This window comes from Xylophilus rhododendri (assembly GCF_009906855.1).
In the GTDB taxonomy this organism is placed as follows: Bacteria; Pseudomonadota; Gammaproteobacteria; order Burkholderiales; family Burkholderiaceae_C; genus Xylophilus; species Xylophilus rhododendri.
The window spans coordinates 751,976-767,346 of the sequence record NZ_CP047650.1; the positions used below are offsets into that span (position 1 = coordinate 751,976).

A 15,371-nucleotide genomic window follows, 5' to 3' on the forward strand; every position below is an offset into this window, starting at 1 on the left:
GGAACCGCCATGAACTCCGCCACGCGCACCTATTCCCGCCGCAGCCTGGTGGCTGCCGCCTGCCTGGCCGCCGCCTTCGGCGCGCAGGCCCAGCCGCAGGCCTGGCCCGAGGCCGGCCGGCCGATCCGCATCGTCGTGGGCTTTCCGCCCGGCGGCGGCGTGGACGCGCTGGCCCGCGCCGTCGCCGCGCCCCTGGCCGCCGAACTCGGCGGCGCCACCGTCATCGTGGAGAACCGCCCCGGCGCCGGCGGCCTCACCGCCACCGACTACGTGGCCAAGAGCGCGGGCGACGGCTACACCGTCTACCTGGCCACGCCCGGCTCCTTCACCATCTGGCCCTCGCTGCGCAAGCTGCCCTACGACGCCGGCAAGGACTTCGCCGCCGTCAGCCTGATGGTGACCATGCCCAACCTGCTGCTGGCCAGCGCCAATGCGCCCTTCAAGGACGTGCACGGCCTGATCGCCGCCGCCAAGGCACCCGGCGCGCAGATCGACTACGGCTCGGGCGGCGTGGCCACCATCGGCCAGATCGCCGCCGAGCAGTTCAACACCATGGCCGGCGTGCACATGAGCCATGTGCCCTACAAGGGCACCGCCCCGCTGCTGACCGACGTGATGGGCGGCGTGGTGCCGGTGACCTTCGCCGACCCGTCCGCCAAGCCCCTGATCGAGGGCGGCAAGATGCGCCTGCTGGCCGTGACCACCGCCAAGCGTTCGCGCCTGTTCCCCGACACGCCCACCATCGCCGAGGCCGGCGTGCCCGGCTACGACCTGATGAACTGGTACGGCATGGTGGCGCCCGTCTCCACGCCCAAGGCCATCATCGCCAAGCTGAATGCCGGCATGGTGAAGGTGATGGCCCAGGCCGATGTTCGCCAGCGCCTGGAGGCGGCTGGCATGGAGGCCACGTCGAGCACGCCGGAAGAATTCAACAAGCTGATGAACGGCGAGCGCGCCAAGTGGGCCGCCCTGATTGCCAAGGTGGGCATGCAGGCCGAATAAGCCTGCTGCCTTCCTGAAGAAAGGGGAGCTGCCGGGGGGCGCTCCCCTTTTTTCATGTCCCTCAGGCCGCCGCCGCCTTGCGCGCCGCCAGGGCCGGCACCGCGCGCTTGGCGCCGAGTGCCAGCAGCGCCGCCACCAGGCAGGCAGCGCCCGCCGCGTACAGCGCCGGGGTGTAGCTCATCAGGATGGTGCGCGAGAAACCCGCGCCATAGGCCGCCGTGGCGGCGCCCAGCTGGTGGGCGGCGAACACCCAGCCGAAGATCACGCCCACCTTCTGCGGCCCGAAGGCGTTGCCGGCCAGCTTGACGGTGGGCGGCACGGTGGCGATCCAGTCCAGCCCGTAGAACACCGCGAACAGGCCCAGGCCGTAGAACGAGAAGCCCGAGTGCGGCAGCCAGAATAGGGACAGGCCGCGCAGCCCGTAGTACCAGAAGAGCAGCTTGCGGCAGTCGAAGCGGTCCGACAGCCAGCCCGAGGCGATGGTGCCGATCAGGTCGAAGGCGCCCATCATCGCCAGCACCGAGGCCGCCGGCACGGCCGACAGGCCGTTGTCGCTGCACAGCGAGATGAAGTGCGTCTGCACCAGCCCGTTGGTCGAAAGGCCGCAGATGAAGAAGGTGCCCGCCAGGATCCAGAAGGTGCGGTTGCGCGAGGCCTCGGCCAGCGCCGCGAAGGGCGTGCGCCAGGTGGGCGACGGCGCAGGTGCGGCGGGCGGCGTGCCGGGCGCTTCGCCGTAGGGCGCCAGGCCCAGGTCCGACGGCCGGTCGCGCACCAGCAGCACCACCAGCACCGCCACGATGGCGCAGCCGGCGAACAGCGGCGCCACCGCCGAGCGCCAGCCCCAGTGCTCGATCATCCAGGCCGCGAAGGGCAGAAAGGCCAGCTGCCCGGTGGCCGCGCTGGCCGTGAGGATGCCCATCACCAGCCCGCGCCGCGCCACGAACCAGCGGCTCGACACCACCGCGCCCAGCACCATGGCCGTGAGGCCGGTGCCTATGCCCAGCATCAGGCTCCACAGCACGAAGAGCTGCCACAGCTGGGAGGCCTGCGTGACCAGCGCCATCGCCCCGCCCACCAGCGCCAGGCCGCAGAACATCACCCGGCGCAGGCCGAAGCGGTCCATCAGCACGGCGGAGAAAGGCCCCATCAACCCGAAGAGCGCGAAGCGGATCGCCAGCACCGACGAGACATCGGTGGTGGTCCAGCCGAACTCCTTGGTGAGCGGCTGCAGCATCGCGCCGGGCAGGCCCAGCGCGGCCGACATGGTGAGCATCGTCAGGAAGGTGACGGCGGCCACCACCCAGCCGTAGTGGATGCCGCGCGCCTGCAGGCGGGCGGAGAGGTCTCGGGACAACATGGGCGTGCCTTTCGGAGATGGGGGAAAAAAGGAAAGCGGGGACTCAGTGTTCGTGCAGGTTCTCGTCCGGCGCGGGCGCCAGCAGCGGCAGGGCCTCGTCGATCAGCGCATGCAGCGCCGCCACCCGCTCGGCGCCCAGCAGCGCCACCAGCGACTGCTGGGCCCGACGCCAGTGCACCCGGGCGGCGCGGCGCTGCGCCTTGCCGGCCTCGGTGATGCGCACCAGCCGGCTGCGGGCATCGGGGCCGTCGCCCAGTTCCACCCATCCGGCATCCACCAGCACATGCAGGTTGCGGCTGAGGGTGGAGGCGGTCATGTGCAGCAGCGCCGCCAGGTCCACCGATCGGATCGCTGCATGCGATTCGATGGTGGTGAGCAGCGAATACTGGGTGGTCTTCAGGCCCGACTGCGCGACTTCGGCATCGAAGTGCTGGCCGACCCGGCGCGTCAGCTGGCGCAGCTTGGCGTTGGTGCAGCCCTGCGGGGAATACGGGCCGGTGTCGGCGGCGGATGGCTCGGCGGATGTCATGGCGGCGGATTGTAGCTGCAATCGTTGCAGCTGCAATCATTTGCCTTCAGGGCTTTCCAGGATGCGGCTGCACACCTCCACCGAGGCCGCGCAGAATACCGGGCTCATCCCGCAACACCCCACCCATACAACCATGCGACTCCTCCACACCATGCTGCGCGTCGGCGACCTGCAGCGCTCCATCGACTTCTACACCGGCGTCATCGGCATGCAGCTGCTGCGCCGCTCCGAGAACGAGGAATACAAGTACAGCCTGGCCTTCCTCGGCTTCGACGGCGGCAACCCGGGCCAGGCCGAGATCGAACTCACCTACAACTGGGGCACCAGCCAGTACGAGCTGGGCAGCGCCTACGGCCATATCGCGCTGGGCGTGCCCGATGCCTACGCCGCCTGCGACAAGATCCGCGCGGCCGGCGGCACCATCAGTCGCGAGGCCGGTCCGGTCAAGGGCGGCAGCACGGTGATCGCCTTCGTGACCGATCCGGACGGCTACAAGATCGAGCTGATCCAGCGCGCCGACGACGCGGCCGGCGGCGGGCTGAAGGCGGCGTGATCCCCGGCCCGCGCGAGATCGCCGCCTGCCGTGTGCTGGTGGCCGGCGACGCCATCCTGGACCGCTACTGGCTGGGCAGCGTCGAGCAGATCTCGCGCGAGGCACCCGTGCCCATCGTGCAGGTGGAAGGCGAGCAGGAGCGCCTGGGCGGCGCGGCCAATGCCGCCATGAACCTGCGCGCGCTGGGCGCCGCCGCCACGCTGCTGTCGGTGCGCGGCGGCGATGCGGCCGATCGCAGCCTGCAGGACCTGCTGGAAGACGCCGGCATCGCATGGGCCGGCGCGGTCGATGCCGCCCTGCCCACCACCGTCAAGCTGCGTATCGTCGGCCGGGCGCAGCAGCTGCTGCGGGCCGACTTCGTGCGAGGCCTGCCCTCGGCGGCCGCGCTCGATGCTTTCGGCGCGGCTTTCGCCCAGGCCCTGCCGGGCCATGCGGCCGTGCTGCTGTCGGACTACGGGCGCGGTGCGCTGGCCCGGGTGCCGGACCTGATCCGGCAAGCCCGCGCCCTCGGCCTGCCGGTGGTGGTCGACCCGCGCGGCGGCGACTTCGACCGTTATGCCGGCGCCAGCCTGCTGACACCCAACCGCTCCGAACTGCGCGACGCCATCGGCGCCTGGCGCGACGAGGCCGACCTCGCCGCACGGGTCCAGCAGTTGCGCCAGCGCCTGGGCCTGCAAGCCTTGCTGGCCACCCGCGCCGAGGAAGGCATGACCCTCTTCGACGACCAGGGCGCGCTGCATGTGCCGGCCACCGCCCGCGAGGTCTTCGACGTGACCGGCGCGGGCGACACCGTGGCCGCCGTCATGGCCCTGCTGCTGGGCTGCGGCCTGACCATGCGCGCGGCGGTGCCGTATGCCAACAAGGCGGGCGGGATCGTGGTCGGGCGTTTTGGCACGGCCAGCGTCAGCCAGGCGGAGTTGTTTTCATGAACGCCGGCAAGGTTTGCGTAGCTGCGGATATCGCCGGCCGCATCGCCACGCTGCCGCGTCCGCTGGTGTTCACCAACGGCGTGTTCGACCTGCTGCACCGCGGACATGTCGAATACCTCGCGGCCGCCCGCGCGCTGGGCGCGTCGCTGGTGGTCGGGCTCAACTCGGACCTGTCCGCCCGCGGCCTGGGCAAGGGCACCGGCCGGCCGCTGGTGGCTTTCGAAGACCGCGCCGCCGTGCTCGCGGGCCTGGCCGCCGTGGACCTGATCGTGGGCTTCGACGAGCCCGCGCCCCTGGCCCTGCTGGAGGGGGTGCGGCCCGACATCTACACCAAGGGCGGCGACTACGACATGGACTGCCTGCCCGAAGCCGCCCTGGTGCGCGGCTGGGGCGGATCGGCCATCGCCCTGCCCTTTCTGCCCGGGCGTTCCAGCAGCACGCTGATCCGCCGCATTCAGGCCCTGCCGCATGAACATTGACGCCGTCGCCCAGGTGCTGGACGCGCTCGACACGGGCGATGCCCATGAGGCCTTCGCCATCGGCGAGCAGGCGCTGCGGGCCGATCCGCAGGACGCCGCGCTGTGGAGCGTCTGCGGCATCGCCGCCCGCCTGGCCGGCCGGCCCGCAGATGCCGAGCACTGCTGGCGCCGCTCGCTGGCGCTTCAGCCCGATGCGCGTGTCACCCAGCATCTCGGCGAACTGCTGCTGGCCGGTGGCCAAGCCGACGAAGCCCTGGCCTGCTGGCAGGACAGCGCCGACGACGGCAGCGCCGACGCCACCTGCTGGGCCAACCTGGGCCTGCTGCGCCTGCGCAAACGGCAAGACCAGGCCGCCGAAACCGCCCTGCGCCACGCCCTCTCGCTGGACGCGGGCCAGACTGCCACCTGGACCAACCTCGGCGTGCTGCTGGCCGCCAACAAACGCTGGCCCGAGGCCGAAGACGCCTACCGCCACGCGCTGGAACGGCGGCCGGACGACGTCGCCGCCCTCACCAATCTCGGCCTGACGCTGGAGGAACTGCGCCGCCACGACGAGGCCGAGGCCTGCCAGCGCCGCGCCCTGGCGCTGGCCCCCGACCGGCCCGAGGTGCACAACCACCTGGCCGGCGTGCTGGCGCGGCGCCAGGGCCTGGGCGGCGATGCGGAAGCCGAGGCCGAATTCCACTACCGCGAGGCACTGCGCCTGCAGCCGGAAAACGCCGCCCATCTCTCCAACCTCGGCGCCCTGTTCTTCGACCAGGGCCGCATCCACGAAGCGGAGTCCGCCTTCCGCGCCGCACTGGCGCAGGACGCGGAACTGGCCTCGGCCCACATCAACCTGGGTCAGCTGCTGCTGTCCATGGGCCGGCTGCCGGAAGGTTTCCAGCACACCGAGATGCGCTACCGCATGCGGGTGACAGGATCCGTCCCCGGCTTTCCGGAGCCGCCGCCAGCGGGCGCCGCCCGGCAGTGGACCGGCCAGCCGCTGGCCGGCAAACGCCTGCTGGTCTGGCCCGAGCAGGGACATGGCGACCAGCTGCAGTTCTGCCGCTACCTGGCCCTGGTGCGGACCCTGCACCAACCGGCCTTCATCACCTGCGCCTGCACCGATTCGCTGCTGGCGCTGATGCACACCGTGGCCGGCGCCGACCGCCATATCGCCCTGCAGGATGCGCCGGCCGCCCTGCCCGAGCACGACTACTGGGTGCCCATGCTGAGCCTGCCGCTGTTCTGCGGCACCACGGTCGGCACGATTCCCGGCGCCACGCCCTATCTCGCGGCCGATGCGGCCGACATCGCCCGCTGGGCGCCGCGCATCCCGCGGGCGCCGCTGCGTGTCGGCCTGGTCTGGCGCGGCAATGTGCAGCACGACAACGATGCCGACCGCTCCCTGGACAGCCTCGTCACCCTGGCTCCGCTGTGGCGGGTGCCGGGCGTGGTCTTCGTCAGCCTGCAGAAATGGGCCGGTGAGCACGAGGCCCGCCACCCGCCCGGCGATCAGCCGCTGGTGCACCTGGGCAGCGAGATCGAAAGTTTCTCCGACTCGGCCGCGATCCTCGCCCAGCTGGATCTGCTGATCGCGGTGGACACCGCCGCCTGCCACCTGGCCGGCGCGCTCGACATCCCCTGCTGGGTGATGCTGCCCGCCTTCCGCAACGACTGGCGCTGGCTGCGCGGCCGCTCCGACACGCCCTGGTACCGCCGCACCCGCCTGTTCCGCCAGACCCGGCGCGGCGACTGGCCGTCCGTCGTGGAAGAAATCGCCAAGGCCCTGGCTCGGCTGCGCGGCGGCTGACACGGTATCGTCACCGGGCCGTCATATTCGACCACCAGGATTGCGCCCTTCATGTCCCTCTCCCCCCAACAGGTCGCAGCCGCGTCCGCCAGCGACGATGCCGGCCTGATCTGCGGCTACCGCTTCGATGCCGATGCCGACCTGGCCCGGCCCTTGTCGCTGGACGAGGCCACCGTCTGGCTGCACGAGGCCACCAAGGCCGCGCCCGAGGACGACGCCTTCGCCTGGCTGCATTTCAACCTCAGCAACGCCCACGCCGAACGCTGGATCCAGCGCCACGCCGGCCTGCCCGATGCCTTCTTCGACGCCCTGCGCGAGGACTCCCACTCCACCCGCATCGAGCGCGACGACGACGCCCTGGTGGCCGTGCTCAACGATGTGCACTTCGACTTCGGCTTCGAGCCCAGCGACATCTCCACCCTGTGGATCTGCGTGCGCCCGCACCTGGTGGTGACCGCCCGCACCCGGCCGCTGCGTTCGGTCGATGCGCTGCGCACCGCCCTGCGCGACGGCCGCTCGCCGCGCTCCACCGTGGAGTTGCTGGAGCAACTGATGCGCACCCAGGCCGCCAGCCTGGTGGACATCCTGCGCGGCGTCACCCGCAAGGTGGACGATGCCGAAGACAAGCTGCTGGCCGGCCGCCGCGCCAGCGAACATGGCCGCCTGGGCACGCTGCGCCGCCTGCTGGTGCGGCTGCAGCGCCTGCTGGCGCCCGAGCCGGCCGCCCTGTTCCGTGTGCTGCACCATCCGCCCGCCTGGATGGCCGAGGACGACCTGCAGCAGTTGCGCGGATCGACGGAGGAGTTCTCCGCCGTGCTGCGCGACATGCAGGGCCTGCAGGAACGCATCAAGCTGCTGCAGGAAGAAAGCGCCGCCGCGGTCAACGAGGAGAACAACCGCAGCCTGTTCGTGCTGACCGTGGTCACCGTGCTGGCTCTGCCGATCAACATCCTGGCCGGCCTCTTCGGCATGAACGTGGGCGGCATTCCGCTGGCCGAGAGCAAACACGGGTTCTGGATCCTGGTCTCGCTGGTGATCGCCTTCACCGTCATCGCCGGCTGGCTGGCCCTGCGCAAGAAGGACCGTTGAGGCCTCAGCCCTGGCCCAGTGCCTCGGCCAGGTAGGCGGCCGTCCTGCCCTTGCCCGCACCCGCCACTTCCCGAGGCGTGCCACTTGCCACCACCTGGCCGCCCTGCAGTCCTGCGCCTGGGCCGATGTCGATCACCCAGTCGCTCTGCGCCACCAGGCGCATGTCGTGCTCGACCACCACCACCGTGTTGCCGGCATCGGCCAGGGCGTGCAGGTGCAGCAGCAGGCGGTCGACGTCGGCCGGATGCAGGCCGGTGGTGGGCTCGTCCAGCACATAGAGCGTGTCGCCGCGCCGCAGCCGCTGCAGCTCGGTCGCCAGCTTGATGCGCTGGGCCTCGCCGCCCGAGAGTTCGGTGGCCGGCTGGCCCAGGCGCAGATAACCCAGGCCGATCTGCTGCAGCACCTCCAGCGGCCTTGCGATGGCCGGCTCGGCCGCGAAGAACGCCGCGGCGCCATCGACCGTCATGCCCAGCACCTCGGCGATGTTGCGGTCCTGCCAGGTGACTTCCAGCGTCTCGGGCGCATAACGCGCGCCATGGCATTGCGGGCAAGGGGCGTAGACGCTGGGCATGAACATCATCTCGACGCTGACGAAGCCCTCGCCCTCGCAGACCGGGCAGCGGCCCTGAGGCACGTTGAAGGAGAAACGGCCGGCGCCGTAACCGCGCTCGCGCGCCTCGGGCGTGGCGGCGAAGAGCTTGCGCACCGCATCGAACAGGCCGGTATAGGTGGCGAGGTTGGAACGCGGCGTGCGGCCGATCGGCTTCTGGTCCACCTGCACCAGGCGCTGGATTCCTTCCATGCCCTCGGCGATGCGGCCGGTGGCGGCGGCTGCCATGTCCACCATGTCTTCGGCGGGCTCGTCGCCAGGGCTGTCGGGCTCGTCGGTCCGCTCGTCCGGCCTGTCCTGGCGCGCGGCGCCCAGCCGGTCCGACACCAGTTCGACCAAGGCCTGGCTCACCAGGCTGGACTTGCCGGAGCCCGAGACACCGGTCACGGCGCAAAGGCAGCCGAGCGGGACATCCGCATCGACCTCCATGAGGTTGTGGCGGCTGATGCCGCGCAGCCGCAGCCAGCCGGCCGGCGTGCGCGGTGTGCGTTCAGCCGCCGCACCCTGCGCAGGAAAAAGATAACGCGCCGTCTGCGACCCGGCCACCGCCTGCAGCCCTTCGGGCGGGCCGCTGTAGAGCACCTGGCCGCCGCCCTCGCCCGCCCCCGGGCCCACGTCCACCAGCCACTGCGCACGCCGCATGGTGGCGGTGTCGTGCTCCACCACGAAGACCGAGTTGCCCGCATCGCGCAGGCCTTCCAGCGCATCGAGCAGGGCCTCGCCATCGGCCGGATGCAGGCCGGCCGAGGGTTCGTCCAGCACATAGACCACACCGAAGAGCTGCGAGGCCAGCTGCGTGGCCAGGCGCAGGCGCTGCAGTTCGCCGGAGGACAACGTGGTCGTCGCCCGCTCCATGCCCAGGTAACCCAGGCCCAGCCTTGTCAGCCGGCCAATGCGCTCGCGCAGCTCGATGGCGATGCGCTGGGCGGCGATGCGTTTTTCGATCGACAGCGCGGAGGTGCGGGTGACATCCGGCGTGCCCTCGTGCCTGGCGCCGGCATGGCGCGCGGGCGTTCGCGCGGCGCGGGCGGTGGCCCGGCCGGGGGTGGCATCGCCGGTCTCGTCCTCGGCGGCGGGCCGCAGCCGCTCGGCCAGTTCGGCCAGCGGCAGGCGCGCCAGCTCGCCGATGTCCAGGCCCGCGAAACGCACGGCCAGCGCCTCGGGCTTGAGCCGCTTGCCCGCGCAGGCCGGGCATGGCGTGCCGACCAGGAAACGCGCCACCCGCTTCTTGGTGGAGGCGCTCTGCGTGGTCGCGAAGTTGTGCAGCAGGTAGCGGCGCGCGCTGCTGAAGGTGCCCATGTAGCTGGGCGCCAGCTGGCGCCGGATGGCGTCGGCGGTCTCCTCGGGCGAGAAGCCGGCATACACCGGCACCACCGGCTGCTCGTCGGTGAACAGGATCCAGTCGCGGGTCTTCTTGGGCAGCCTGTGCCAGGGCTTGTCCACATCGTGGCCGAGGGACACCAGGATGTCGCGCAGGTTCTGCCCGTACCAGGCCGGCGGCCAGGCGGCGATGGCGCGCTCGCGTATCGTCAGGCGGTCGTCGGGCACCATGGTTTTTTCGGTGGCGTCGTAGACCCGGCCCAGGCCGTGGCAGTGCGGGCAGGCGCCCTGCGGCGTGTTGGGCGAGAAGTCTTCGGCGAACAGCATCGCCTGGCCCGGCGGATAGCTGCCGGCACGCGAATACAGCAGCCGCACCAGGTCCGCCAGGTGGGTGACGCTGCCGACGCTCGATCGCGCCGTGGGCGCACCCCGCTGCTGCTGCAGGGCCACTGCCGGCGGCAGGCCGTCGATGCGGTCCACCTGGGGCGTGCCGGCCTGGTCCAGCAGGCGGCGCGCATAGGGCGCCACCGAGTCGAGATAGCGGCGCTGTGCTTCCGCGTAAATGGTGCCGAAGGCCAGCGAGGATTTGCCCGAGCCCGAGACACCGGTGAAGACCACCAGCCGGTCGCGCGGGATGTCGACATCGACATTGCGCAGATTGTGTTCACGGGCGCCGCGCACTTCGACCAGGCCCGGCTTGTCTTGTTCTGGGTTCGATGGCATGGGGGACAGCCTGCGCCGAGGGCCGGCCCGCACCTGTCGGGGGCGCGGGCCGCACGGATGTAGGAGGTTTGCGCATCCGGGCTTGCGCCAGCACGCCGCTTGCATTTGGTACCGCCTGCACCCACCGCCAGGATCAGACTGGTGGCGCGGGGATGACCCGCATCCAACTGGAGACCGACCATGAAACAGACCGCATCCACCATCCGCCTGCTGCTGACCGGCGCAGCCATCGCCCTCGCCGCTGCCGGCGCCGCCCAGGCCGCCGACAAGGCGCCCATGAAACACGGCGCCGTGACCTGCGCCGACGGCACGCATGCCACCGACAAGGCCACATGCGACAAGAGCGGCGGCGCCACGCAGATGACAACCAAGGCCGACACGACGGCGGTGCAGACCGAATCCGCCAAGGTCAATGCGACCGGCCAGGCACCGCAGACCGGCGCGCCGTCCAAGACGCCGGCCAAGCCCGATAGCGCCGCGAAGTAAGGCTCAGGCGCCCGTCGGCGGTGGCAGCACTGCTTCGAGCGCCTTGATGCGCTGCCAGACCTGCGCCCGCGTGGCCGTCATCGACATGGCGCTGATTCGCTTGTCGAGCAGGGCCGGCCGTTGGCGCAGGTAGTCGATGGCCTTGGCCAGGCAGGAATCGATGGAGTCGCCATAAGCCTCCCTGGCCTTCAGGCGCGCCTGCCGCAGCATCGGCATGGCCGGCTGCATCATGGCGAGGTCGATCACGTCTCTGCTCATGACGGAGTCGTCGCGCCATCGGTCGGCATTGGCCAGCAGCTTGCTGGTGGCCATGTCCAGCGGCGTCAATGCCAGCACGCCGCAGATGCGGTCGGCCTCGGCGGGTAGCGCGAAGCCGATGCGGCCTTCGTGCACGATCTCGAACTTGATCGGACGGTCCGCCGCCTGGACCAGCGTGCGGATGCCGTACTGGTCCGCTCTCACCTCGCGTATCGGGCCCGGGCTGCCTTCACGAAAGAGGGGCCGCAGTCCCTCGGGGCCGGACAGCAGCTCACGCAGCGCCCGGTAGCCGGCACGGTCCGACACCAGGAAATCGATATCGACCGACTCCCGGTATTCGCCGTAGCGCAGCGCTATTGCCGTGCCGCCGCCGAAGTAGCAGTGATGCGACTGCAGCAATTCGGCATTCAGCGCGCCCAGCACCGCTGCGATCCGCCGGTGATGGTCGCGCTCAAACAAGCAGGCGCCCTCCGCCCAGCTGCCGGGCGAGGGCGTCGATCAGACGCCGCTCCTGGGGCTCCAGCCGGCCGCGATCGACATGGCGCCAGCCGCGCTCGTAGAGTTCCAGCGCCTGCTGCGGGGTGACTTCACGCGCGTCCGGAAGATGCCAGGCCAGGAGTTTGAGCTGCGGATAGTCGTCCAGCAGAAGCGTGGCGGGGACGGCCTCCTCGGCCGGTTTGGGAGCCTGCGGATCGATCAGCTCCACCGACAGGCCCACGCTGTGCGCCGCTTCGAGGTAGGCACCCATGGTCACCGAAGGCTCGCCCTTCTCGATGCGATGCAGGGTGACACGCGACATGCCGGCCGCTTCGGCGGCCGTCGTCGCACTGACCTTCAGCGACTTGCGCCGGGCACGGATCTGCTCGCCCAGCGCGATCAGGTGCTGGGCAACGATGAGTCCGATGGGCGTGGAGGTGGCGGGCATTTGTTTCCCATTCTATTCAAAATCCAAATTTTGCAAAGAATGGGAAACGATTTTCAAAAGAACGTGTTTACTGGGCAGCGCGTTGCAGGGCTTTGGCTTCCTTGGCCAGCGCCGTGATCCGGGCCCAGCCGCCGGCCTTGACCGCGTCCCCGGGCGTGAGCCACGAGCCGCCCACGCAGGCCACGTTGGGCAGCGACAGCAGTTCACCCGCATTGCCCGCCGAGATGCCGCCCGTGGGGCAGAACACCACATCGGCGAACGGGCCGTGCCAGGCCTTGAGCATGCCGGGACCGCCGGCCTGCATGGCGGGGAAGAACTTCAGCGCGGTGAAGCCGTCTTCCAGCGCCGCCATGATTTCCGAGCCGGTCGCCACACCCGGCAGCAGCGGCAGGCCGGCTTCGCGGCAGGCGCGGCCGATGGTGGGTGTGTAGCCGGGGCTGACACCGAAACGCGCGCCGGCGGCCGCGGCGGCATCGGCGTCCGAGGCGGTGCGGATGGTGCCGGCGCCGACCACGGCATCGGGCACCTCACGCGCGATCGCCTCGATGCAGGCGATGGCCTGCGGCGTGCGCAGGGTCACTTCCAGCATGCGGATGCCGCCAGCCACCAGGGCGCGCGCCAGCGGCACCGCATGGGCCACGTCGTGCAGCACGATGACCGGGATGACCGGCGCATCGGCCATGACTTCGCGCGGGGTGAGGGAATGGGTCGGGTTCACAGCCATGTGCAGGCTCCTTCTTCAGCGGTGGTGGCATTGCGGCGCATGCCGGCAAACAGTTCGCGGCCCATGCCACGGCCGGATTCGACGGTGAGCGCGGGCGGCATGGTGGCATTCTCGCGGCCATCCCATTCGGCGGCCGGCACCAGCACTTCGAGGGTGCCGGCATTGGCGTCCAGGCGCACCAGATCGCCGTCGCGCACCTTGGCCAGCGGGCCGCCGGCCAGGGCTTCGGGCGAGACATGGATGGCGGCCGGCACATTGCCGGAGGCACCGCTCATGCGGCCGTCGGTGACCAGCGCCACCCGGAAGCCCTTGCCCTGCAGCACGGCCAGCGGTGGGGTCAGCTTGTGCAGCTCGGGCATGCCGTTGGCGCGCGGGCCCTGCCAGCGCACCACGCAGACCATGTCCTGCTCCATCTCGCCAGCGCTGAAGGCTTTCTGCAGCTGCTCCTGCGAATCGAAGACACGCGCGGGCGCCTCGATCACATGGCGGTCGTCCGGCACGGCCGAGACCTTGATGACGGCGCGGCCCAGGTTGCCGCGCAGCAGCTTCAGGCCGCCGATGGGGCTGAAGGGCTCGGTGGCCGGGCGGCAGACGCTGAGGTCGCCGGAGGCGCCGGTCTCCTGCCAGGAGAAGCCGCCTTCGCCCTCGACCGGCACCCGGGTCTGCTCACGCAGGCCGCCTTCGCGCACGGTGAGCACGTCCTCGTGCATCAGGCCGGCGTCCAGCAACTCGCGGATCACGAAGCCGGTGCCGCCGGCCGCCTGGAAGGCGTTCACGTCGGCGCTGCCGTTGGGATAGACACGCGAGAGCAGCGGCACCACTTCCGACAGGGTGGCGAAGTCGTCCCAGTCGATATGGATGCCGGCCGAGCGCGCCACCGCCACCCAGTGGATCAGGTGGTTGGTGGAGCCCCCGGTGGCCAGCAGCGCGGCCATGGCGTTGACGATGCAGCGCTCGTCCACGATGCGGCCGATGGGCGCGAAGCGGCGCTGCGGCAGGATGCCCATCAGCGTGCGCACCGCCTCGCGGGTCAGCTGCTCGCGCAGCGCCGTGCCGGGGGTGACGAAGGCGGCGCTGGGCACATGCAGGCCCATGGCTTCGAGCAGCATCTGGTTGCTGTTGGCCGTGCCGTAGAAGGTGCAGGTGCCCTGGGCGTGGTAGGCCTTCTGTTCGGCCTCCATCAGCTCCTTGCGGCCGACCAGGCCCTGCGCGGCCTGCTCGCGCACCTTGGCCTTGTCCTTGTTGGACAGGCCGCTGGTCATCGGCCCGGCCGGCACGAAGACGGTGGGCAGGTGGCCGAAATGCAGGGCGCCGATCAGGAGGCCCGGCACGATCTTGTCGCAGATGCCGAGCATCAGCGCGCCGTCGAACACATCGTGCGACAGGGCGATGGCCGCGCCCATGGCGATGGTGTCGCGCGAGAACAGGCTCAGCTCCATGCCGGGCGTGCCCTGGGTCACGCCGTCGCACATGGCCGGGGTGCCGCCGGCCACCTGGGCGGTGGCGCCCAGGCTGCGCGCCTCGTGCTTGATGATGTCCGGATAGCCGGCATAGGGCGCGTGGGCCGACAGCATGTCGTTGTAGGCGGTGACGATGCCGAGATTGGGCACCCGCTCGGCCACCACCTTGAACCTGTCGCCGGTGGGCATGCCGGCGAAGGCGTGGGCGACGTTGGCGCAGCCCATGCGGTCGGCGCCGCGCTGGCGCTGGGTCATCTGATCGATGAGGCCGAGATAGGCAGCGCGGCTGTCGCGGCTGCGTTCACGGATGCGTTCGGTGACGCGGTCTACGGTGGAGTGGAGTTTCATCGTCGTGATCTGTGGTGCGCGCCGCGGCGGGCGCATGTTCCGCCATCGTAGGCGCGTGCCATGGCGTTTTCGTGTGGCGCAGTAACGAACCGGGTACGAACAGGGTTACCAGGGCCGTCGTGAGTTCGGATAATGACGGCTTCGCCCATGTCCCGCATGCCGCCAGACCCCGCCAGCACCCCGACTGCCTGCCGCGATCCGCAGGAGATGCTGGCGCGCGCCCGGGCGCAATGGGGCGGCCAGCGCGACCTGTGGGTGTTCGGTTATGGCTCGCTGCTGTGGAAGCCCGAACTCGATTTCGTCGAGCGGCGCGCGGCCCAGGTCTTCGGCTGGCACCGGGCCCTGAAGATGTGGAGCCGCGTCAACCGCGGCACGCCCGAATGCCCGGGCCTGGTCTTCGGCCTGCTGTCGGGCGGCAGCTGCCGGGGCATGGTGTTCCGCCTGCCGCGTGAGGACTGCGAGCAGGGTTTCGTCACCCTGTGGCAGCGCGAGATGGTGACCGGCGTGTACGACCCGCGCTGGCTGCCCTGCCGCACCGACCAAGGCACGGTGCAGGCGCTGGCCTTCACCCTGTCGAAACAGAGCCCTCAGCACACCGGATCGCTGGACGACCAGGAATACCGGCGCATCTTCTCCACGGCGGCCGGCCGTTTCGGCACCACCCGCGACTACGCCCGCAAGACCTACGAGGAACTGCGCCGCCTGGGCATCGAGGACCGTGCGCTGGCGCGGCTGCTGCGTTTGTCACAGGCCGATTCAGATGGGGGCGGCGCCAGCGCTTAGA

At 70.7% G+C, this 15,371-nt stretch carries 15 protein-coding genes; 8 read left to right on the forward strand and 7 right to left on the reverse strand.

All coding sequences use genetic code 11. From position 1 onward, the window contains the following. The first annotated feature begins 9 nt into the window (after positions 1-9). Complete coding sequence (locus GT347_RS03575) at positions 10-1,002, forward strand: tripartite tricarboxylate transporter substrate binding protein (protein ID WP_160550654.1); 993 nt, start codon at positions 10-12, stop codon at positions 1,000-1,002. Positions 1,003-1,063: 61 nt separating this feature from the next. Here GT347_RS03575 and GT347_RS03580 read toward each other — a convergent pair whose 3' ends face one another. Both GT347_RS03580 and GT347_RS03585 read right to left on the reverse strand, forming a co-directional pair. Continuing rightward, positions 1,064-2,359 carry an MFS transporter gene (locus GT347_RS03580; RefSeq protein ID WP_160550655.1) on the reverse strand — a complete coding sequence of 432 codons (1,296 nt, stop codon included), beginning with the start codon at positions 2,357-2,359 and terminating at the stop codon, positions 1,064-1,066. Positions 2,360-2,402: 43 nt separating this feature from the next. After that, entirely contained in the window at positions 2,403-2,888 is a 486-nt protein-coding gene (locus tag GT347_RS03585) for a MarR family winged helix-turn-helix transcriptional regulator (protein ID WP_160550656.1), read from the reverse strand. Between the two features lie 133 nt (positions 2,889-3,021). On the opposite strand from GT347_RS03585, the gene gloA reads away from it, so the two are divergent. Genes gloA through GT347_RS03610 form a run of 5 tightly spaced genes read left to right on the forward strand, consistent with a single transcriptional unit; the run spans position 3,022 to position 7,733 of the window. Then, the gene (gloA, locus tag GT347_RS03590) at positions 3,022-3,441 is read left to right on the forward strand and encodes a lactoylglutathione lyase (RefSeq protein ID WP_229722660.1); all 420 of its coding nucleotides are present in this window, start codon (positions 3,022-3,024) and stop codon (positions 3,439-3,441) included. Further along, positions 3,438-4,370: a bifunctional heptose 7-phosphate kinase/heptose 1-phosphate adenyltransferase gene (locus tag GT347_RS03595; RefSeq protein ID WP_160550658.1), complete on the forward strand. Its 933-nt coding sequence runs from the start codon at positions 3,438-3,440 to the stop codon at positions 4,368-4,370. The genes gloA and GT347_RS03595 overlap by 4 nt, the downstream gene beginning before the upstream one ends. Then, the gene (locus tag GT347_RS03600) at positions 4,367-4,849 is read left to right on the forward strand and encodes an adenylyltransferase/cytidyltransferase family protein (RefSeq protein ID WP_160550659.1); all 483 of its coding nucleotides are present in this window, start codon (positions 4,367-4,369) and stop codon (positions 4,847-4,849) included. The genes GT347_RS03595 and GT347_RS03600 overlap by 4 nt, the downstream gene beginning before the upstream one ends. Beyond that, a complete protein-coding gene (locus tag GT347_RS03605) occupies positions 4,839-6,644 on the forward strand; it encodes a tetratricopeptide repeat protein (protein WP_160550660.1) in 1,806 nt (601 codons plus the stop codon). The genes GT347_RS03600 and GT347_RS03605 overlap by 11 nt, the downstream gene beginning before the upstream one ends. Positions 6,645-6,695: 51 nt before the next feature. Then, complete coding sequence (locus tag GT347_RS03610) at positions 6,696-7,733, forward strand: transporter (protein WP_160550661.1); 1,038 nt, start codon at positions 6,696-6,698, stop codon at positions 7,731-7,733. 4 nt (positions 7,734-7,737) lie between these two features. On the opposite strand, the gene GT347_RS03615 is transcribed toward GT347_RS03610, so the two are convergent. Beyond that, positions 7,738-10,386 carry an excinuclease ABC subunit UvrA gene (locus GT347_RS03615; RefSeq protein WP_160550662.1) on the reverse strand — a complete coding sequence of 883 codons (2,649 nt, stop codon included), beginning with the start codon at positions 10,384-10,386 and terminating at the stop codon, positions 7,738-7,740. A 180-nt stretch (positions 10,387-10,566) separates the two neighbouring features. On the opposite strand from GT347_RS03615, the gene GT347_RS03620 reads away from it, so the two are divergent. After that, positions 10,567-10,872: a hypothetical protein gene (locus tag GT347_RS03620; RefSeq protein ID WP_160550663.1), complete on the forward strand. Its 306-nt coding sequence runs from the start codon at positions 10,567-10,569 to the stop codon at positions 10,870-10,872. A gap of 3 nt (positions 10,873-10,875) precedes the next feature. Here the strand turns inward: GT347_RS03620 and GT347_RS03625 are convergent, their stop codons facing one another. The 4 genes from GT347_RS03625 to edd form a co-directional block, all read right to left on the reverse strand. Beyond that, entirely contained in the window at positions 10,876-11,589 is a 714-nt protein-coding gene (locus tag GT347_RS03625; protein WP_160550664.1) for a nucleotidyl transferase AbiEii/AbiGii toxin family protein, read from the reverse strand. Next, positions 11,582-12,055, reverse strand: a complete 474-nt coding sequence (locus tag GT347_RS03630) for a helix-turn-helix domain-containing protein (RefSeq protein ID WP_160550665.1) — start codon at positions 12,053-12,055, stop codon at positions 11,582-11,584. The genes GT347_RS03625 and GT347_RS03630 overlap by 8 nt, the downstream gene beginning before the upstream one ends. Positions 12,056-12,122: 67 nt before the next feature. Next, positions 12,123-12,779 (reverse strand): bifunctional 4-hydroxy-2-oxoglutarate aldolase/2-dehydro-3-deoxy-phosphogluconate aldolase, encoded by a 657-nt coding sequence (gene eda, locus GT347_RS03635; protein ID WP_160550666.1) that lies wholly within the window; start codon positions 12,777-12,779, stop codon positions 12,123-12,125. Then, a complete protein-coding gene (gene edd / locus GT347_RS03640; protein ID WP_160550667.1) occupies positions 12,770-14,587 on the reverse strand; it encodes a phosphogluconate dehydratase in 1,818 nt (605 codons plus the stop codon). The genes eda and edd overlap by 10 nt, the downstream gene beginning before the upstream one ends. Positions 14,588-14,743: 156 nt before the next feature. Between edd and GT347_RS03645 the strand changes: the two genes are divergently transcribed. Then, the gene (locus tag GT347_RS03645; protein ID WP_229722662.1) at positions 14,744-15,370 is read left to right on the forward strand and encodes a gamma-glutamylcyclotransferase; all 627 of its coding nucleotides are present in this window, start codon (positions 14,744-14,746) and stop codon (positions 15,368-15,370) included. Position 15,371 lies beyond the last annotated feature (1 nt).

Coding starts and splice junctions, on each gene's coding strand:
- GT347_RS03575 (WP_160550654.1), top strand. CDS start 10: ATGAACTCCGCCACGCGCACCTATTCCCGCCGCAGCCTGGTGGCTGCC.
- GT347_RS03580 (WP_160550655.1), bottom strand. CDS start 2,359: ATGTTGTCCCGAGACCTCTCCGCCCGCCTGCAGGCGCGCGGCATCCAC.
- GT347_RS03585 (WP_160550656.1), bottom strand. CDS start 2,888: ATGACATCCGCCGAGCCATCCGCCGCCGACACCGGCCCGTATTCCCCG.
- gloA (WP_229722660.1), top strand. CDS start 3,022: ATGCGACTCCTCCACACCATGCTGCGCGTCGGCGACCTGCAGCGCTCC.
- GT347_RS03600 (WP_160550659.1), top strand. CDS start 4,367: ATGAACGCCGGCAAGGTTTGCGTAGCTGCGGATATCGCCGGCCGCATC.
- GT347_RS03605 (WP_160550660.1), top strand. CDS start 4,839: ATGAACATTGACGCCGTCGCCCAGGTGCTGGACGCGCTCGACACGGGC.
- GT347_RS03610 (WP_160550661.1), top strand. CDS start 6,696: ATGTCCCTCTCCCCCCAACAGGTCGCAGCCGCGTCCGCCAGCGACGAT.
- GT347_RS03615 (WP_160550662.1), bottom strand. CDS start 10,386: ATGCCATCGAACCCAGAACAAGACAAGCCGGGCCTGGTCGAAGTGCGC.
- GT347_RS03620 (WP_160550663.1), top strand. CDS start 10,567: ATGAAACAGACCGCATCCACCATCCGCCTGCTGCTGACCGGCGCAGCC.
- GT347_RS03630 (WP_160550665.1), bottom strand. CDS start 12,055: ATGCCCGCCACCTCCACGCCCATCGGACTCATCGTTGCCCAGCACCTG.
- eda (WP_160550666.1), bottom strand. CDS start 12,779: ATGGCTGTGAACCCGACCCATTCCCTCACCCCGCGCGAAGTCATGGCC.
- edd (WP_160550667.1), bottom strand. CDS start 14,587: ATGAAACTCCACTCCACCGTAGACCGCGTCACCGAACGCATCCGTGAA.
- GT347_RS03645 (WP_229722662.1), top strand. CDS start 14,744: ATGCCGCCAGACCCCGCCAGCACCCCGACTGCCTGCCGCGATCCGCAG.